This window comes from Micromonospora sp. NPDC049230 (assembly GCF_040647875.1).
Lineage (GTDB): Bacteria > Actinomycetota > Actinomycetes > Mycobacteriales > Micromonosporaceae > Micromonospora.
This window is the reverse complement of sequence record NZ_JBEZCZ010000014.1, coordinates 55,249-74,976: the sequence shown is the minus strand read 5'-3', so window position 1 is coordinate 74,976 and position 19,728 is coordinate 55,249. Positions and strand designations below refer to the sequence as shown.

General features: G+C 73.5%; 11 protein-coding genes. 9 read left to right on the top strand and 2 right to left on the bottom strand.

Annotated features, from left to right (window positions below; genetic code table 11):
• Positions 1-92: 92 nt before the first annotated feature.
• Together lgt and AB0A95_RS14865 are read left to right on the top strand one after the other, a co-directional pair.
• A complete protein-coding gene (gene lgt, locus AB0A95_RS14870; protein WP_357556276.1) occupies positions 93-1,277 on the top strand; it encodes a prolipoprotein diacylglyceryl transferase in 1,185 nt (394 codons plus the stop codon).
• A gap of 15 nt (positions 1,278-1,292) precedes the next feature.
• Positions 1,293-2,480 (top strand): NAD(P)/FAD-dependent oxidoreductase, encoded by a 1,188-nt coding sequence (locus AB0A95_RS14865; protein ID WP_357069638.1) that lies wholly within the window; start codon positions 1,293-1,295, stop codon positions 2,478-2,480.
• Positions 2,481-2,642: 162 nt separating this feature from the next.
• Here the strand turns inward: AB0A95_RS14865 and AB0A95_RS14860 are convergent, their stop codons facing one another.
• Positions 2,643-3,488: a GNAT family N-acetyltransferase gene (locus tag AB0A95_RS14860; RefSeq protein ID WP_357556275.1), complete on the bottom strand. Its 846-nt coding sequence runs from the start codon at positions 3,486-3,488 to the stop codon at positions 2,643-2,645.
• Positions 3,489-3,652: 164 nt separating this feature from the next.
• Between AB0A95_RS14860 and gltB the strand changes: the two genes are divergently transcribed.
• The 3 genes from gltB to AB0A95_RS14845 all read left to right on the top strand — a co-directional run bounded on the left by gltB (position 3,653) and on the right by AB0A95_RS14845 (position 10,558).
• Positions 3,653-8,335 carry a glutamate synthase large subunit gene (gltB, locus tag AB0A95_RS14855; protein WP_357556335.1) on the top strand — a complete coding sequence of 1,561 codons (4,683 nt, stop codon included), beginning with the start codon at positions 3,653-3,655 and terminating at the stop codon, positions 8,333-8,335.
• The gene (locus AB0A95_RS14850) at positions 8,328-9,863 is read left to right on the top strand and encodes a glutamate synthase subunit beta (protein ID WP_357556274.1); all 1,536 of its coding nucleotides are present in this window, start codon (positions 8,328-8,330) and stop codon (positions 9,861-9,863) included. The genes gltB and AB0A95_RS14850 overlap by 8 nt, the downstream gene beginning before the upstream one ends.
• A 197-nt stretch (positions 9,864-10,060) precedes the next feature.
• A complete protein-coding gene (locus AB0A95_RS14845) occupies positions 10,061-10,558 on the top strand; it encodes a hypothetical protein (RefSeq protein ID WP_357556273.1) in 498 nt (165 codons plus the stop codon).
• A 111-nt stretch (positions 10,559-10,669) separates the two neighbouring features.
• Here AB0A95_RS14845 and AB0A95_RS14840 read toward each other — a convergent pair whose 3' ends face one another.
• On the bottom strand, positions 10,670-12,205 hold the full coding sequence (locus tag AB0A95_RS14840; RefSeq protein WP_357556272.1) for a M1 family metallopeptidase: 1,536 nt from the start codon (positions 12,203-12,205) through the stop codon (positions 10,670-10,672).
• A gap of 145 nt (positions 12,206-12,350) precedes the next feature.
• Here AB0A95_RS14840 and AB0A95_RS14835 point away from each other — a divergent pair, with 145 nt between their 5' ends.
• The 4 genes from AB0A95_RS14835 (at position 12,351) to AB0A95_RS14820 (ending at position 19,524) form a co-directional block, all read left to right on the top strand.
• Entirely contained in the window at positions 12,351-15,101 is a 2,751-nt protein-coding gene (locus AB0A95_RS14835; RefSeq protein ID WP_357556271.1) for a hypothetical protein, read from the top strand.
• A gap of 91 nt (positions 15,102-15,192) precedes the next feature.
• Positions 15,193-17,775, top strand: a complete 2,583-nt coding sequence (locus AB0A95_RS14830; RefSeq protein WP_357556270.1) for an FtsK/SpoIIIE domain-containing protein — start codon at positions 15,193-15,195, stop codon at positions 17,773-17,775.
• The gene (locus AB0A95_RS14825) at positions 17,772-18,602 is read left to right on the top strand and encodes a hypothetical protein (protein WP_357556269.1); all 831 of its coding nucleotides are present in this window, start codon (positions 17,772-17,774) and stop codon (positions 18,600-18,602) included. The genes AB0A95_RS14830 and AB0A95_RS14825 overlap by 4 nt, the downstream gene beginning before the upstream one ends.
• Positions 18,603-18,882: 280 nt before the next feature.
• Positions 18,883-19,524: a hypothetical protein gene (locus tag AB0A95_RS14820; RefSeq protein WP_357556268.1), complete on the top strand. Its 642-nt coding sequence runs from the start codon at positions 18,883-18,885 to the stop codon at positions 19,522-19,524.
• The last annotated feature ends 204 nt before the right edge of the window (positions 19,525-19,728 follow it).

Sequence of the window (19,728 nt, the reverse complement as noted above, 5' to 3'; positions counted from 1 at the left end):
TACGGCGGTGCAAACCAGAAGTCACCGAAATGCGTGCCCCCCGTGGGCCCGGGGTGCCGCTACGGGGGTGTGCAGCGGTAGCGTGTGCACCCGTGACCCTCGCCTCGCTCTCCCCCCAGGCGGCCCTGCCCAGTCCCAGCACCGCGGTCTGGCAACTCGGGCCGGTGCCGATCCGGGCGTACGCGCTCTGCATCATCGCCGGCATCGTGCTGGCCTGCTGGGTGACGGAGCGCCGGCTGCGGCAGCGCGGCGTCGCGCCCGGCGCGGTGCTCGACATCGCCGTCTGGGCGGTGCCGGCGGGCATCATCGGTGCCCGGATCTACCACGTCGTCACCTCACCGGAGAAATATTTCGGCACCGGTGGTGACCCGGTGAAGGCGTTCGCCATCTGGGAGGGCGGTCTCGGCATCTGGGGCGCCGTCGCCGGTGGCGCGGTCGGTGCGTACATCGCCGCCCGGCAGCTCGGCATCCCGTTCGGGGTGGTGGCCGACGCGGTGGCACCCGGGCTGGCGCTGGCCCAGGCGGTCGGCCGGGTCGGCAACTGGTTCAACAACGAGCTGTTCGGCGGCCGCACCACCCTCCCGTGGGGCCTGCAGATCCACCGGATGGATCCGGATAATCCGGGGCACGCGCTGCGTGACGACGCCGGGCAGCCGATCCTCGAACCGGGCCTCTACCAGCCGACGTTCCTCTACGAGGCGCTGTGGAACCTCGGCGTCGTCGCCCTGGTCCTCATCCTCGACCGCCGGCTGAAGCTGGGTCGCGGCCGGGCGTTCGCGCTCTACGTGATGGGCTACACCGTCGGCCGGTTCTGGATCGAGCTGATGCGCACCGACGAGGCCAACCAGATCCTCGGCCTCCGACTCAATGTCTGGACCGCCGCCCTGGTCTTCCTCGGCGCGTTGATCTACTTCGTCCGGGTGCGCGGCCCTCGCGACTACCTGATCCCGCTCGGCACGGCGGCGAGGCCGACCCCGCCCCCCACCTCCGACCTGTCCCAGGTCGACCTCTCCGAGCGGGAGACCCCCGCGCGGGTCACCGCGCCGGAGGGCTACCGGGTGGTCAGCGAGGAGCAGTACGCCGCCTGGCAGGACACCGGCGTCATGCCGCCGGAGCCGGCCACCGATCAGGACTCCCGCCCGGGCGGCGACCCGCTCGGTGCCCCGGCACCCGCCGCCGGCTCGTCGACCGACGACGAGTCGCCGGACGATGCGACGGCATCGAGTGCCGAGCGGGCCGACGCCGCAGGCGTACGGCCCGCCGACCGGGACAGCTGAGCGGAGGCCGCACCAATGCGAAGCGCGGTGGTGGTCGGCGCAGGGGTCGGTGGCCTCGCGGTGGCCGGCGCGCTGGCCCGCTCCGGCTGGCAGGTCACTGTGTTGGAGCGTGCCGAACGGATCCGCCCCGAGCCGACCGCCGTGGTGCTCTGGCCCAACGGAGTCCGCGCGTTGCAGGCCCTCGGCCTCGGCGCGGGCCTGGCCGCCATCGCCACTCCGCTGCCCGACGGCGGGGTCCGTCGCCCCGACGGGCACTGGCTCGTGCAGCCTCGGCCCATCCCGGCCGACCGGATGCCGGTCGTGGTGCACCGCGAGGACCTGCACGACGCGCTGATCGCCGGCCTCGGCGAGCGGGTTGAGCTGCGTACCGGAGTGACAGTGCGCCACGTCCGGGTCGAGCCGGGGGAACGGCCGGCGGTCAGCGACGGACGACACCTCATCGAAGCCGACCTGGTGGTCGCCGCCGACGGCACGGACAGCGGCATCCGCCGCCAACTCGCTCCCGAGTCCCGGGTGATCAGCTCCGGATGCGCGGCGTGGCGGGCCGTCATTCCCTGGTACCAGGCACCTCGGCTGCCCGACGACCAACCGCTGGCCGGTGAGATCCTCGGTGCCGGTTACCGGTTCGTGGCCGCGTCGCTCGGCGATCGCGGTTCCTCGGGTGGGTCCACCCGGGGCGGCATCTACTGGGTGGCCACCGCCGCCGGCGCGCCACGCCCGGAGCCGCCGGAGACCCAGCTCGCCCTCCTGCGCCGCTGGTACGCGGGCTGGCCCGCCCCGATTGGCGCGCTGCTCGACGCCACCGACCCGGCCGACCTGGTCCAGCAGGAGGTCCGCGAGTTACGTCCGCTGCCCCGTGCGTACGGGTTCCCGGTCGGGCCGGGCGGAGTGGTGCTGCTCGGCGACGCGGCGCACGCCATGCCGCCGCACCTGGGGCAGGGCGCCTGCCTGGCGTTCGAGGACGCCGCCACGCTCGCCTCCCTGCTGCGTGAGGCTCGGCTGCCCGATGCGGTCCAGGCGTACGACCGGGTGCGCCGCCCCCGGGCCGCGACGGTGGTCCGGCAGACCCGGCGGATGTCGGCGGTGCTCCAGACCCGGGGCCGGCTGGCGTTGCGCGCCCGGGACGCCGCACTGGGCACGATCAACACCCGCCTGCTCTCCAGCGCCGCCGCCTCCGCCGCCCAGTGGCGCCCCCCAGCCTGACCCACCCCCCCACCCCCCCACCCCACCCCACCCGAGCCCCCACCCCACCCTCCCGTCGATCATGGAGTTGTGGTGGTGGACGAAGGTGGTAAACCCGTCCCAGTCGGGCACCACAAGTCCTTGATCGACCAAGGAGGTGGGTGGGGCGCGCGGGGATTTTGGTCAGGGGATCAGGGGGGTGGGTTCGGCTATGCAGGCGGTGCCGATGCGGCGGAAGCCGACCCGCAGGTAGACGCGGGCGATGTCGTCGCTGCCCGCGGATAGGAAGATCAGGTCGGTGCCGGCGGCGTGTAGCTCGCGGGCGAGGGTGGCGGTGAGCGCGGCGCCCAGCCCGCGTCGGCGGGCGGCCGGCAGGGTGGCCACGCCGGCGATCTCCGCGACGTCGTCCACGCGCATGGCCATGCCACTGGCCAGCGCGCCGTCGGTCGGGGTGCCGGCGAGCGCGGAGATCCGCCGCCCGTCGGCGATCCGGGTGCGCTCCTCGTCGAGCGCGGCCAACTCGAGTTCGGTGACGGCGGCGTCCCGCTCGGCCGGGCCGGCCGCACCGGGTGCGGTGCCGGCGGCGGCGAACGACACCGCTGCCACCGCGCGTCGGGCGGCGACGTCGGCGGCGAAGCCGGGGGAGTCCGCGGCCAGCACCCGCACCGCGACGTCGGACAGCGTCGCCGGGTCGGGCAGCGCGGTCGGGTCGAGCACCATCAGCGGTGCCTCCAGCACGCTCAGCCCCGCCGAGCGGGCCACCGCCAGCAGCTCGGGAGTCGTCTCGTGGACCCACTCGAACGCTTCCGGCAGGCCCAGCTCGCGCTGCCGCTCGCGTACCGAGGTCACGTCGGCCAGGGACGGCGGCTCGTGGGCGCCGATCCGGGGACGGGCGTAGAACGGCCAGCCGGCACCCTCGCGGACGAACAGCACCAGCCCGCCATGCTCCTCCGCACCGGCGACGTCGCGGGGCACCGCGTCGTAGAAGCGTTCCAACCGGTCGAAGATGTCTTTGTGTAGCGGATCCACCGCGCGAGACTACACGTCCCAGACTATGGACGGTGTGATCAATCTCGGGTGGCAGTGCGTGCCTGGACCTAACGTAGACTCAATAGACCCACGGGCCGACGTCGTCCCCACCATGATCAACCTGAGTGACGACAGGAGGCCCGGTGGCTCAGCCGTACGCGGAAATGACACAGCCGCACCCGCACAGCCCGCAGGCGTCCCCGATGCCCGGCGCCCGCCCGTCCGCCCAGGGCCTCTACGACCCCAGGCAGGAGCACGACGCCTGCGGGGTGGCCTTCGTGGCGGACCTACACGGTCGCCGTTCACACGCGGTCGTCGCCAACGGGCTCGGCGCGCTCTGCCGCCTGGACCACCGGGGTGCCCGGGGCGCGGAGCCGAACACCGGCGACGGCGCCGGCATCATGATCCAGGTGCCCGACGCGTTCCTGCGCGCGGCGGCCGGCGTCGCGCTGCCTCCGGCGGGCGAGTACGCCACCGGGCTGGTCTTCCTTCCCGACGACGACGCCGCCGAGGCGCGTGCCCGGCAGGTGGTCGAGAAGTACGCCCTGGTCGAGGGCGCCGACGTGCTCGGCTGGCGGGACGTGCCGATCGACCCGGAAGGGCTCGGCGAGACCGCCCTGGCGGCGATGCCCCGGGTCCGGCAGCTCTTCGTGGCCGCGCGCCGGCTCACCGGCTCACCCGCCGGGCCGGCCGGCTCCGCGCTGAGCGGCATCGAGCTGGACCGGGTGGCGTTCTGCCTGCGCAAGCAGGCCGAACGCGAGACCGCCGAGCGGGGTGTGCCGGCCTACTTCCCGTCGCTGTCCAGCCGGACCATGGTCTACAAGGGCATGCTCACCCCCGACCAGTTGCCGGCGTTCTACCCGGACCTGCGCGACGAGCGGGTGGACAGCGCGATCGCGCTCGTGCACTCCCGGTTCTCCACCAACACGTTCCCGTCCTGGCCGCTGGCGCACCCGTACCGGTTCATCGCCCACAACGGCGAGATCAACACGATCCGCGGCAACCGCAACTGGATGCAGGCCCGCGAGGCGTTGCTGCGTTCGCCGAACGTGCCGGGCAACATCCGGCGGGTCTTCCCGGTCTGCACCCCCGCCGCCTCCGACTCGGCGAACTTCGACGAGGTCCTGGAGCTGCTGCACCTGGCCGGGCGGAGCCTGCCGCACGCGGTGCTCATGATGATCCCCGAGGCCTGGGAGAACGACCCGGGCATGGAGCCGGCCAAGCGGGCCTTCTACCGCTTCCACGCCAGCCTCATGGAGCCGTGGGACGGGCCGGCGTCGGTGGCCTTCACCGACGGCGACATCGTCGGCGCGGTGTTGGACCGCAACGGGCTGCGCCCGGGTCGCTGGTGGCAGACCGACGACGGCCTCGTGGTGCTCGGCTCGGAGGCGGGCGTGCTCGACCTCGACCCGGCGCACGTGGTCGCGAAGGGGCGGCTCCAGCCGGGCCGGATGTTCCTGGTCGACACCGTGGCCGGCCGCATCGTGCACGACGAGGAGATCAAGTCCGAGTTGGCCGCCGCGCAGCCGTACGGCGAGTGGCTGCACGCCGGGCTGATCGAGCTGGACGACCTGCCGGCCCGCGAGCACACCGTCTACACCCACGACTCGGTGCGCCGCCGGCAGCAGACCTTCGGGTACACCCAGGAGGAGCTCAAGATCCTGCTCGCGCCGATGGCCCGGACCGGCGCCGAGCCGCTCGGCTCGATGGGCACTGACACTCCGATCTCGCCGCTGTCCACCCGGCCGCGGCTGCTCTACGACTACTTCCACCAGCTCTTCGCCCAGGTCACCAACCCTCCGCTGGACGCCATCCGCGAGGAGTTGGTGACCAGCCTGGCGTCCACCATCGGGCCGGAGGGCAACCTGCTCGACCCGGGCGCGGCGAGCTGCCGGCAGATCGTGCTGCCGCACCCGATCATCGACAACGACGAGCTGGCGAAGATCCTCTCCATCGACGAGGACGGCGACCTGCCCGGCTTCAAGGCGGTCCGGGTGTCCGGCCTGTACCGCATCCGGGAGGGCGCCGCCGGGATCAGGGCGCGGCTGACCGAGATCTGCCGGCACGTCTCCGAGGCGATCGAGGACGGCGTGCGCATCCTGGTGCTCTCCGACCGGGACTCCAACGCCGACCTGGCGCCGATCCCGTCGCTGCTGCTCACCGCCGCCGTGCACCAGCACCTGGTACGGGAGCAGACCCGCACCCAGGCGGCACTGATCGTCGAGTCCGGCGACTGCCGGGAGGTACACCACGCGGCGGTGCTGATCGGCTACGGCGCGGCGGCGGTCAACCCGTACCTGGCGTTCGAGTCGGTGGAGGACATGATCACCACCGGTGCCCTGCCCGGCGTCGAACCGGCCGCCGCGGTGCGCAACTACGCGAAGGCGCTCGGCAAGGGCGTCCTGAAGATCATGTCGAAGATGGGCATCTCGACTGTCTCCTCGTACTGCGGCGCCCAGGTCTTCGAGGCGGTCGGCCTGGACGGCCGGCTGATCGACCGCTACTTCCGGGGTACGCCCAGCCGCATCGGCGGCGTGGGTCTCGCGGGCGTGCACACCGAGGTGGCGGCACGGCACGCGCTGGCCTGGCCGCCGGCGGGCACCGCCGACTCCGACCGCCTCGAGGTCGGTGGCGAGTACCAGTGGCGCCGCGAGGGTGAGCTGCACCTGTTCAACCCGGAGACGGTCTTCCTGCTCCAGCACGCCACCCGCAGCCGGCAGTACGACGTGTTCCGGCAGTACACCGCCAAGGTCGACGCGCTCGCCGCGCAGGCCGGCTCGCTGCGGGGGCTGTTCACGCTGCGCACCGGGGTCCGTCCGGCGGTTCCTCTCGACGAGGTCGAGCCGGCCTCCGAGATCGTGAAGCGGTTCGCCACCGGTGCCATGTCGTACGGGTCGATCTCCGCCGAGGCGCACGAGACCCTCGCCATCGCCATGAACCGGCTCGGCGGCAAGTCCAACACCGGTGAGGGTGGCGAGGACGTCGAGCGGCTGCACGACCCGACCCGCCGCTCGTCGGTCAAGCAGATCGCCAGCGGCCGGTTCGGCGTGACAAGCGAATACCTGGTCAACGCCGACGACCTCCAGATCAAGATGGCGCAGGGCGCCAAGCCCGGCGAGGGTGGCCAACTGCCCGGCAACAAGGTCTGGCCGTGGATCGCCCGCACCCGGCACGCCACGCCCGGCGTCGGCCTGATCTCCCCGCCGCCGCACCACGACATCTACTCCATCGAGGACCTCGCCCAGCTCGTCCACGACCTGAAGTGCGTCAACCCGGCCGCCCGGGTGCACGTCAAGCTGGTCAGTGAGGTTGGCGTCGGCACTGTCGCGGCAGGTGTCGCGAAGCTGAAGGCCGACGTCATCCTCATCTCCGGCCACGACGGCGGCACGGGCGCGTCCCCGATGAACTCGCTCAAGCACGCCGGCACCCCGTGGGAGCTGGGGCTGGCGGAGGCCCAGCAGACGTTGCTGCTCAACAAGCTGCGCGACCGGGTCACCGTGCAGGTCGACGGTCAGCTCAAGACCGGCCGGGACGTGCTGGTCGCGGCGCTGCTCGGCGCGGAGGAGTTCGGCTTCGCGACAGCGCCGCTGATCGTCGAGGGCTGCGTGATGATGCGGGTGTGCCACCTGGACACCTGCCCGGTCGGCATCGCCACCCAGAACCCGGTGCTGCGGGAGCGTTTCACCGGCAAGCCGGAGTTCGTGGAGAACTTCTTCCTGTTCCTCGCCGAGGAGGTCCGGGGTTACCTGGCCGAGTTGGGCTTCCGGTCCATCGAGGAGGCGATCGGGCAGTCCGAGCTGCTCGACGTGGCCCCGGCGGTGACGCACTGGAAGGCGCACGGCCTGGACCTGGCGCCCGTGCTGCACCTGCCGGAGCTGCCCGCGGGTGCGGCCCGGCGCGGCGTCCGCGCGCAGGATCACGGCCTGGACCAGGCACTGGACAACGAGCTGATCGCGCTGGCCCGTCCCGCGCTCGACGAGAGCGCGCCGGTGCGGGTCGAGGTGGCGGTGCGCAACGAGCACCGCAGCGTCGGCGCGATGCTCGGCGGCGAGGTGACCCGTCGCTTCGGCGGTGCCGGCCTTCCGGACGACACCATCGAGTTCGTGCTGCACGGCACGGCGGGGCAGTCGTTCGGCGCGTTCCTGCCGCGCGGGGTGACCCTGCGGCTGCACGGCGACGCCAACGACTACGTGGGCAAGGGCCTCTCCGGCGGGCGGCTCGTCGTCCGTCCGGACGCCGCCGCGCCGTTCCTCGACCCGGACGCCGAGCCCGGCAGGCGCGCGGAGGACCAGATCATCGCCGGCAACACCATCCTGTACGGGGCCACCGCGGGTGAGGTCTTCCTGCGCGGGCGGGTGGGGGAGCGGTTCGCGGTGCGCAACTCCGGCGCGGTCGCGGTGGTCGAGGGTGTCGGCGACCACGGCTGCGAGTACATGACCGGTGGCACGGTGGTGGTGCTCGGCGCGACAGGCCGTAACTTCGCCGCCGGCATGTCCGGCGGTACGGCGTTCGTGCACCACCTGGACCACTCCCGCGTCAACGCGGAGCTTGTCGACCTGGCCCCGCTGAGCGAGCAGGAGCAGACGCTGCTGCACGAGCTGGTCCAGCGGCACGTGGCCGAGACCGGGTCGGCGGTCGCCGAGGAGCTGCTCAAGCGGTGGCCGGAGGCGGCCACCGAGTTCACCGCGGTGGTCCCCCGCGACTACCGCCGGGTTATGGAGATCATGAGGGCCGCCGAAGCCGCCGGCCGCGACGTCGACGACGCGGTCATGAGCGCGCTCAGCGCACCCGCCGCGCCGGTGCCGCCCGCCCCGCGGGTGGCGGCCCAGGAGGTGGCACGTGCCTGACCCGAACGGTTTCCTGCGCTACGACCGGCGGCTGCCGGCCCGCCGCCCGGTGCCGGTGCGGATCAGCGACTGGCGGGAGGTGTACCCACCGGCCGGCGAGGAGCTGGTCCGTGAGCAGGCCACCCGCTGCATGGACTGCGGCATCCCGTTCTGCCACGACGGTTGTCCGCTGGGCAACCGCATCCCGGACTGGAACGACCTGGTGCGCACCGGCAACTGGGACGCGGCGGTGGAGTCGCTGCACGCCACCAACAACTTCCCGGAGTTCACCGGCCGGCTCTGCCCGGCGCCCTGCGAGGCGGCCTGCGTACTGGGCATCTCCGGGGGCCAGCCGGTGACCATCAAGCAGGTCGAGGTGGAGATCGCCGACGCCGCCGCCGCGCGTGGGTTCACCCCTTCGCGGGTGCCGGCGCCGTCCGGCCGGTCGGTCGCCGTGGTCGGCTCCGGGCCCGCCGGTCTGGCCGCCGCCCAGCAACTGGCCCGCGCCGGTCACGCGGTGACGGTGTACGAGCGCGACGACGCGATCGGTGGCCTGCTCCGGTACGGCATTCCCGACTTCAAGTTGGAGAAGCGGCACATCGACGCCCGGCTGGCCCAGCTCACCGCCGAGGGGGTGCGCTTGCGCACCGGTGTGAACGTCGGGGTGGACGTCACCGCCGAGCAGTTGCGTGCCGAGCACGACGCGGTGCTGCTGACCTGCGGCGCGTTGCAGGGCCGGGACACTCCGGAGACCCCGGGGCGGGCGCTTCGGGGCGTACACCAGGCAATGGCGCACCTGGTCGCGGCCAATCGCGCGGTCGCCACCGCGGCCACCGACGAGCCCGGCGTCGTGGCGACCGGTGAGGGCCGGGCGCGGCGCGCGGTGTTGCCGGACGGCACGCCGATCGACGCGGCCGGCAAGCACGTGGTGATCATCGGCGGTGGTGACACGGCGGCCGACTGCCTCGGTGTCGCGCACCGGCAGGGCGCGGCAGGCGTGCACCAACTCGACCTGTACCCGCAGCCGCCGCAGGAGCGCGACGAGGCACGGGACCCGTGGCCGACCTGGCCGTGGATCCTGCGCAGCTACCCGGCGCACGAGGAGGGCGGCGAGCGGGTGTTCGCCGTCGCGGTGCAGGAGTTCGTGGACGACGGCACCGGCCAGGTGCGGGCGGTGCGGATCGCCGAGGTGACAGTGGAGAAGCGCGACGGCCGGCGGGTCGTCACCGTCGTGCCGGGCTCCGAGCGGGAGCTGCCAGCCGATCTGGTGCTGCTGGCGATCGGCTTCGAGGGCACCGAGCAGCAACCGCTGCTGGCCCAGTTCGGCGTGACCCGCAACGCTCGGGGTGCCATCGACGCCCGCGACGACTGGCAGACCGACGCCGACGGGGTGTTCGTGGCCGGTGACATGCACCGGGGCGCCTCACTGATCGTCTGGGCGATCGCCGAGGGTCGTGCGGCGGCCGCCGCCATCCACGGCTACCTGGGTGGTGTGGGTGCGTTGCCGGCCCCGGTCGGCTCGGCCGCGCAGGCCCTCGCCGTTCGCTGACGGTGGGGTGTCCGGCCGGTACGGCAGGTTGCTGCCGTACCGGCCGGACGTTCCCGTCGCGCCCGGCCATGCCATCGGGTACGACGGGTGGCGTTCCGGGCCGCCCGCCTCGCTCGGCACGCCGCTGAGACAGCTGTCACCCTCGGCAGCCGGCGTGCGGGACCGAGCGACACGAAGATCATCGTTACGCTGCGATCATGGACATCGAGGAGCGGCTGCGGTGGACCCGCCGGTGGCTGTGGATCGTGCTGATCGGGCTCTTCCTGAGCGGTGTCACCGCGTTTCCGCTGGAGATCGAGGTGCGTTGGCTCCTACGCGTACTGGACCCGTTCTCCGGCCAACTGCCCACCCTGGTCGACTGGATCGAGCGGGTGCACACCGGGCTGGTGACGGCCGGCGAGGACTACCCGTTCCTGCTCTACGGCACCGACTGGTTGGCCTTCGCCCACCTGGTGCTGGCGGTGGCGTTCTGGGGGCCGCTGCGCGACCCGGTGCGCAACGTCTGGGTCGTGCAGGTCGGCATGATCGCCTGCGTGGGCATCGTGCCACTGGCGGTGATCTGTGGCCCGATCCGGGACATCCCCTGGTTCTGGACGCTCATCGACCTGTCCTTCGCGGTAGGTGCGTTCCCGCCGCTCTGGTTCGCCTACCGGCACATCCGCGCCATCGAGGCGAGCGCGGCGGCCGCGCCCTGAGCTCTACCCGTCCTGCCGCGTCGATCATGGAGTTGTGGTGGGCAGAAGGTCCACCAGTGCCCGATAAGCGAGGCACCACAACTCCATGATCGACGGTGGGGCGGGTGGGTCCTAGTGCGACAGCAACTCGTGGGACTCGCGGATCTTGGCCCAGGACTTCGGTTGGCTCGGCGCGGCGGTGGCCTTGCGTGCGGTGGTGGCCACGTCGGGACGGCCGGCGGTGAACAACCAGGTGGTGAACAGGTCGTCCAGGTCCAGCCCGGAGATCCGTTCGGCCAGGGCCTGGAACTGCTCGATGGTGCCGTTGCCGTGTCGGTGCTCGGCGGTCCAGGCCGGCAGGATCTCGAAGAACGCGTCGTCGCCGACGGCCAGCCGCAGCTGGTGCAGGGTCATCGCGCCCCGGTCGTAGACCGCATCGTCGAAGATCCGGGCCGCGCCCGGGTCACCGGGCAGCACCTGCCAGAACCCGCTGTCGGCCGGGTAGCTGGCGTAGGCGAAGTCGAACACCTCCTGCGCGGTGCCCTCGCCCTGTTCCTCCGACCAGAGCCACTCGGCGTACGACGCGAAACCCTCGTTGAGCCAGATGTTGCGCCACTCGGCCACCGAGACCGAGTCGCCGAACCACTGGTGGGCGTTCTCGTGTGCCACCACATAGGTGTTGGCGCCGCGCCGCCAGAAGCCCGGCCCGTACACCGGTCGGGTCTGCGTCTCCAGCGCGAAGCCGATGCCGTCGACCGGGCCGGCCACGCCGCCCTGCGCCTCGAAGGGGTACGGGCCGAAGATCCCGCTCTCCCAGTCGACGATCTCGGCGGTCCGCTCGATACTGGCCCGCGCGGCCGGCCCGAGCGCACCCAGCGAGGTGCTGTACGCGTTGACCACCGGCTGGCCGCTCGGCGTGGTGTCGGTGACGATGTCGTACTGGCCGATGGCCACGAAGGCCAGATAGGGGGCGGTGGGGGAGGTGGTCCGCCAGATCCACCGGGTGCGGTTGCCGGCCTCGGCCGCCGGTGGCCTCGGCTGCACGCCGTTGCTGATCACCTCGACGCCGGTGGGCACCGACACCGAGATGTCGAACGTGGCCTTGTCCAGTGGGTGGTCGTTGCTCGGGAACCACCACCACGCCGACTCGGGTTCGTTGACCGCGAGCGCTCCGTCATCGGTGCGGGTCCAGCCGGTGTAGCCGTCCACAAGGGTCTCCGACGGGATGCCGGCGTAGCGCACCACGATGGTGAGCTGCTGGCCCCGGGTGATCGTGCGGGCCGGGGTGACCACCAACTCGTGCACACCGGTGGTGCTGGTGCTCGCCGCCCAGCCGTTGACCCGCACCGACTCGACGTCGAGCAGGAAGTCCAGGTTGAACGCCGAGAGGTCCTGTGTGGCGGTGGCGAGAATGGTGGCGGTGCCGCTGAGCTGGTCGGTCGCCGGGTCGTAGCGCAGCCGGACGTCGTAGTGCTCGACGTCGTAGCCACCGTTGCCGTAGTCCGGGAAGTAGGTGTCGCCCAGGCCGGCCGCGCCGGGTTGCGGCGCGACGGTGACGACGGGCCTGCCCCAGCCGGTCGGGGCGGCCTGGCCGGGGGTGCCGGCGAGCAGGGTGCCGGCGGTGGTGAGGGTCAGGGCGGCGGTGGCCGCCGTGAACTTTCGTCGCACGAGGTGGACTCCCTCCATCGGGTGTTCGCCACGTCAACCTAATCGACAACGATGAGCGCCGCCGGCCCGCCACACCCATGGTCGGTCGGCGGCCTCTGGTGGGCCTTGCGCCGCAAGGTCACACTGTGTGGATCGGAGGTGACCCGTGCCGCGATCCGAGGTGCCCAAACGGGAGTTGACCGGCCAGCGACAGTCGCCCGGAGGTCGAGACCGGCTGCCGCCCGGCGGGCTGGAGTTCTTCGCGCTGCTCGCCCGGCTGCTGCGGCGCCCCCGCCGCGGCGACCGGCGACTGCCGCTGCTCTGGCTGGCCCGCGCCGACGCCCTGGCCCACTCCGACGCCCTGGCCCGCTCCGACACCTCGGCCCGCTCCGACACCTCGGATCTGATGGTGCCGTTGCGCCGGTTCCTCGGCCAGGGGCCCCGGCGGCGGGTGCCGCACGCCGTGCTGGACGCCGACGCGCCGCCGGGTGCCGGGGACGTGCCGGCGCTGCTGCGCGAGCTGCACCGGCAGCTCTCGCTGGAGGCGTTCGGCGCCGCGCGGCTGCGCTTCCGGCACTACCCGCTCGCCGACTGGCTGATGCACCAGAGCCTCACCTTCGGCGTCGACGCCGACGACAGCCGCTCGGCCCTGGTACGCCGGCTGCGCGACCGTCGCGGCCCGCGTACCCCGGAGACGTTGCCCTCCGGTGGTGACGCGGTCAGCGTCGTCTCGCAGGTGCTGCTCTGGCTGGTCCGCCGTGCCGTGCCGAGCGTGGTCTTCCGGGCCGCCGTCTCCGGCCGGGTGCCGGTGCTCGGGCGGCACTACAACTGGTTCATGCGCCAGCAGTATCTGGCGCCCCGGCAGTCGGTCACGTTCCTCGGTTTGGCCGAGCGCCTCACCGCCGGGTGGCGTGACGGCGAGCAACCCGACCAGGTCAACAAGCTGCTGCTGCACGCGTTCCTGGAGGACCTGCGGCAGGCGTACCGGCGTCGGCCGTGGCGGCCGTCGGACTGGCGGCGCACCGCGTACCCGGCGCTGCTGCTCGATCACGTCGCCCCCGGCAACGTCGGCGGGGAACTGGTCCGCCTGATCGGCGACGTCCGTACCGAGACCGGCCGCAACGACCCGCTGCTCATCGTCGTGTCCGGCGGGCAACCCCCACCGGAGCTGCCCGAGCCGCACCCGCTGACCGAGGCCGACGAGGCGTACGACGAGTGGGCCGAGGCGCTGCCGGAGATGCGGCGGCTGCGCCGCCCGGCCGCCTGGCTGGTGGCGCTGCGGCCCGACGACACCGACACCGGCCCGCCGTCGCGGGGCGGGATGCGGCCGTTCTCCGCACCCGACCCGCCCTGGTGGTCGCGGCGTTTCCTGCCGGCCGCGCTCAGCCTGGTGCTGCTGGCCGCGGGCGGCGTGTGGGTGGGCAGCCGGTGGGGGCCGGGCTGCCACCCGTCGCTGACCGGTGGTCGGGTCTCGGTCGAGGTGACCGGCAGCGGCGAGTGTGTCGGCTACAGCGACAGCGCGGCGCAGGTGTTCAACAACGACCCCGGCCAGGACGGGCTGCGGACGATCCAGCGGCGGATCTTCGCGCAGAACCGGGCCGCCGAGGAGGTCTGGCAGCGCAGCGACCGACGCCGGCCCTTCCTCACCCTGGTCTACCTGGGCACCCTGACCGGCAACCGGACCCGCGCCGACGAGGAGTCGTACGTCTCCGAGCGGGAGGAGCTGGAGGGGATGGCCACCGCCCAGTACGCGTTGCTGAAGGAGTCGGCCGGTGCCGACGGGGCCGCGCTGCTGCGGATCGTGGTGGCCAACGGCGGCCGGCAGATGAGCTACGCCGACCGGGCCGTGGCGATGCTTGCCGAGTTGGCCCGGGACGACCCCACGGTGCTCGGGGTGGTCGGGCTGGTGGAGAGCCGGACCAGCACCGCCCGCGCGCTGCGCGAGCTGAACCGGGTCGGGCTGCCGGTGCTGGCGCCCACCCTCTCCGCCGACAGGATGGACGCCAACTCCCGCCTCTACCTACAGATCTCCGCGCCCAACGCCGACCAGGTGAAGCTCGTCGACGCGTACGCCCAGCAGGTGTTGAAGGTCGACCAGGCGCACGTCTACTACACGACCCTGGAGGGCAGCACGCTCAGCGAGGACCTGTACGTGAACACCCTCGTCGACGGGCTGCGGCAACGGTTCGGCACGCGGATCACCCGTCTGGACCAGTGGCAGACCGGCCAACGCTTGACCGACGAGTGCGGCTACCCGGGTCTGCTCTTCTACGCGGGTCGCTGGTCCGAGTTCGACGGTTTCCTGCGGGCGCTGCGCGAGTGCGGCGCCAACCCGCCCCGACACCTGGTCGCCGACGATTCGGCGAACCGCTACATGGCCAACCCCGGGCTGCGCGCCGCCGCGCCCGGCAACCTGCCGGTCACGTACGTCTCCAAGGCCGCGCTTGCCACCTGCGCCGCGCTGCGGGCCGCGCAGGACCGGCGCGACGACGCCCGGGCCAGCTTCCTGGCCTGGATCCAGGCCGACGACCTGCTCGATCAGCCGCGCTGCCGACCGGGCTCGGAGCGGCAGGTCGGTGAGCGGGTCAGCCTCGCCTACGACGCGTCGATGATGCTGATCCGGGCGGTGGAGAGCCTCGCCGCCCGGCTGCACCACGCCGACCCGCGGCAACGCTGGGAGCCGACGTCGGTCAACCCGGTCGCGGTGCACGCGGAGGTGCTCCGGCAGAACGCCGGGCAGGGCTACCCGGGGGTCGCCGGGCTGATCCGGTTCACCCCCGACTCGGGTGAGCCGGTCGACAAACGGTTGGCCCTGATGCGGGTGGAGCAGGTGCCCGACGTGGCGACGGCCCCGGTGGAGGTGTTCCGCTGCGGGGTGGCCGACGCGTCCACCCCGGCGGCCTGCGGTCCGGCGTGACACGTCCGCTCGGGCCCTAGGACTGTCCGGTTGTCCCAGGTGTCCGTTAGGGTTCCTGGGACCAGACGGCCGTTGGCGTTGGGGGCAGAGGTTGGGCAGGCTCGCGTCGGCGTACGAGCAGGCGGTTCACTCCCACCGGGCGGCCCGGTCGCACCTGGACGCCGCCCGCGGCGCGCTCGGCGCGGCGCCGAGCGCCGCCGCGCCGGCCGGCACCGCCGAGCTGGTGGCTCGCCTCGCCCACCTCGGTGGCGCCCTGGCCTCTCCCGCGCCGGGCGCCACGCCGCTGACCGACGAGCCGACGGCGGTCCGGGTCGGCGCGGCGTCCACCCCGGACGGCGGCTTCCCGGTGCTGGTCCCGCTCGGCGGCGGCCACCACCTGGCGCTGGACGCCGATGTCCGGGACCCGCAGGTCGCGGGGTTGCTGCGGGCGCTGGTGCTGCGGCTGGTCGCCACCGCGCCGCCCGGTCAGGTCCGGGTCGCCGGCATCGACACCGCCGCGGTGGGCGCCACCTTCGGCCCGCTGCGCCCGCTGCTCGACGCCGGGGTGCTGCACCCTCCGGCGACCGGCGAGGCCGAGGTGGCCGCCCTTCTGGCCTCCGCCGAGCGGCACGCCCGCGCGGCGCAGCACGCCCAGCCCGCCGCCCGGCACCTGCTGGTGGTGGTCGCCACCGCCGCGCCGCCGCCACGCGAGCTGGCCCGGCTCGCCGCGCTCACCCATGCCGGCCCGGCCGCCGCCGTCTGCGTGCTGCTCGCCGGCCACCCGTCGCGGCTGCCCGGCGAGACCCCGACGCCGCTGGGCGGCACCACCGCGGTCCGGCTCCACCAGGGGTACGCGCACGTCGGCGACCCGCCCGGCGCCCCGTTCAGCGCGGACGGCAGCGGTCTCGCCGCTCCCGTCCTGCTCGACGGTGATCCGCCGGCGGCGTCGGTACGCGCGCTCGCCGACCACCTGGCCGCCGCCGCCCGCCGCTCCGACGCGCTGCCCTTCACCGACCTGCTGCCCGAACGGCGCTGGGTCGAGTCCGCCGCCAACGGCCTGCGGACGGTGATCGGTCGGGCCGGCGACACCGCGCCGACCGTCGCCCTCGACGCCCCGCTGACGCTCGCCTTCGACGACGCCACCCCGCACTGGCTGGTGGGTGGGCGCACCGGCGCCGGCAAGACCGTCTTCCTGCTCGACGTCCTCTACGGGTTGGCCGCCCGCTACTCTCCGGCCGAGTTGCAGCTCTACCTGCTCGACTTCAAGGAGGGCGTGAGCTTCACCGAGTTCGTGCCCACCAGCCGCGACCCGTCCTGGCTGCCCCACGCCCGTGCCGTCGGCATCGAGTCCGACCGCGAGTACGGTCTCGCCGTCCTGCGCGAGCTACGCCGGGAGGCGCAACGCCGGGCCACCGCGCTGAAGCGCCACGGCGTCACCAAACTCGCCGACCTGCCCCGGGACAATCCGCTGCCGCGCATCGTGGCGGTCATCGACGAGTTCCACGTGCTGCTCGCCGGCAACGACGCGCTGGCCCGCGAATCCGTCGACCTGCTGGAGGAGTTGGCCCGCAAGGGCCGCTCGTACGGCATCCACCTGGTGCTGGCCAGCCAGAGCATGACCGGCATCGAGGCCCTCTACGGGCGGGCCGAGGCGATCTTCGGCCAGTTCGCGTTGCGGGTGGCACTGCCCGGCGGCGGCGGGGTGCTCGACCAGCTCAACACCGCCGCCGCGGCCCTGCCGATCGGCTCCGCAGTGGTCAACACCGCCGCCGGTGCGGTCGGCGCCGACACGGTGCTGCGCTTCCCGGACGCGCACGCCGCGGCGGCGGACGTCGCCGCGCTGCGCCACGAGCTGTGGCAGGCCCGCCCGCCGGGCTCGCGGGCACCGGCGGTCTTCAAGGGGTACGAAGCGGCGCGGGTCGAGGACGACCCCACCTTCGCCGGGCTGCGCCCCGGTGGCCGGCGTCCGATGGCCCTGGTCGGCCGGACCGTCGACGTGCACGGCACCACCGCGCTGTTCCTGATGGACGCCACCCCCGGCCGGCACCTCGCCGTGGTGGGCACCGCACCGGCCGGCGCGGACGTGCTGCGCGCCGCGACGCTCAGCCTGGCCCGCCAGCACCACCCCGGCGACGTCCGGTTCCAGCTCGCCTCGCTGGTCACCGCCGCCGCCGGGGTCGCCGACGACACCGAAACCACCCTGCGCTCCGCCGGCCACGAGGTGCGGCGCCTCGACGCCGCCGGGCTGCGGGAGCGCATCGCCACGCTGGCCGTCGAGCCCACCGGCCGGGAATACCTCGTCGTGTTCGGCATGGACGCCGCCGCGCCGGTCCTCGGGGCCACCGACCCGGGCACCTTCCGCTCCGGCCTGGACGACCTGCGCACCCTGCTGCGCCAGGGCCCCGGGCAGGGGGTGCACCTGCTCGGCTGGTGGCGTGGGCTGCGCCGGCTCGCCGACGACCTCGGCGGCACCCAGAACCGCGACGACGTCGCCTGCCTGGTGGCGCTCAACGTGCCCGGCAGCGAGCTGGCCCTGCACCTCGGGACGCACGACCTGGCCTACACGCCCCGCGCCGACCGGGCGCTGCTGATCGACCGGCACGACCAGCGCACCCGGCTGATCGTCCCGTTCGCCGGCGCGGCGGACGAGCCGGCCTTCGCCGGCGTGGCGGACGAGCCGGACGGGGAGCGGTGACGGTGTCCTTCGAGGAGTACGCGGCGCTGGCCCGACAGCTCGCCGAGCAGCGCCGCGCCGGCGAGCAGCACGCCGCCGCCGAGTCCGAGCGCCGTCGTGACCTGCACGCCGCCGTCGACTACCTGCACCAGCGGCTGACCGCTCAGGGGCACCGCCTCGACCAACTCGGCCGAGCCATCGGCATCGACCAGCCGCCCGCGTCTCCCGCTTCCGGCGCTGGCTCGGCCTCCCCTGCCGGGGCTTCCGCCGGACCCGGACCCGGGGACGGGGCATCCGACGGCGCAGCCGGCGTGTCGGGGCGGGCGGGGGTCGGGGCGTACCCCCAGGTGCCGGCGGGGGAGGCGAGGCTGGCGCTGCCGACGGCGGTGAGCCCGGCGGGCGCCGGGGTGCCGGCGCAGCGGGCGGCGGCGGTCGACCCGGTGGTGGAGCTGGAGTTGGCCCGGCGGATGGCCGAGGAGGCCGACCGGCACGGGCAGCAGGCGGAGTTGTTGGCCCAGTGGCCGGCGCTCCTGCCGACGTGGTCGCCGCTGGCCCGGGCGGTCGCCGTCTACGCCGGCTGTGGGGCCGCGGCCGGGGTGATCGTGCTGGCCCTGGTGCTCGCCTCCGGGGTGGGCCTGGTGGACGGGTTCACCCTCGGCGCGTGGATCTGCGCGGGGTTGCCGGCGGTGGCGTTCTTCGGGGGGTACCTGGTGCTGGGCCGGTGGGGGCGACCGGCCATGGTCGCCGGCACCCCGCCGCGCTATCTGCCGCTCGGGTTCCTGATCTGCTTCCTGCTGGTGCCGATGGCCTACTGCGCCTACCTGCTGCTGGTCCGCGGCCTGCGCTGAGCCCAGCCCGCGCGTGATCCACTCGGCTTCGTTGAAGTCGGGGTGTCCGGGCCGCCGGGACACCCCGGCTTCGAGGAAAACGTGTCGGGAGGATGGCACACCTCCTGGCCCTCCACTGTGTTCGCCTCTGTGCCGTAGTCTCGCGCCCCGGGCGCAAACGGTGCGCTGTGCCGTTGGGGAGGCAGAGGCTCTGGAACGTCACGCCTCGACGTCTCGCGAGCGGCAGGTCGAAAGGTTGGTCAGGGAATTGCAGGGACACACGTCCATCCAGGTTGAGCCGATGCCGGCAGGGGGCGGGAATGCCGTTCCGCCGCCGGTCAACGCCGATGCGGCGACGCCTCGCTCCGACCAGGAGTCAGGGCTGTCGGTCGTCGCCGCGTCGCAGCAGGCCGGGCCGGGAGCGGTGGTTGCGGGGTTCGGGCTGATCGCCGCCGGCGCTGTCGCCGGCTGGATGATCTGGCGTAGCGGCGCCTCCGCGGCGAAGATCCAGCCCGAGGACACCACGGGCGTCTTCCTCACCCTGCTGGTCTTCGCCGCAGCGGTCGAGCGGATCCTGGAACCGTTCTCGCGGTGGCTGCCGGGACGTGCCGCCGAGGCCGCGTTGTCCCGAACGGTGACCGACGTGAACAGTCGGGTCGACGGCCCCACCGAGGCTGACCGCGAGACGCTCGCCGTGGCCACCGCCAAGGTCGCGCGGGCGAAGGCGAACCGCACCATCGTCGCGTGGGGCCTCGCCAGCGGAATGGCCACCGTGGCGTCCAGCGCCGGCGGGTTCTACGTTCTGCACGCGGTCGCCGGTGCCGACTGGAACGGGGTGGCGGTCTGGGTCGATGCCGTCGTCACCGGTGTGATGGTCGGCAGCGGCACCAAGCCGTTGCACGACCTGATCACCCGGGCACAGAGCGGCCCGCCGTCGCCGTAGCGCGCCGCCCGGCCGTCCGGCGGCCTGTCCCGGCGTACACCGGCTCGGGGTGTTCGTGGACGAACCATCCGTCGACGCCACGAGATCTTGGAAGGAAGGTGCCCCTGGAGGGGCCGAATCCTTCCAAGATCTACCGCTGTGGGGTAACTGATGCGCGATCAGGCGGTCGCGCTGGGTGCGCGGATCTCGTACGCTCCCAGGTGG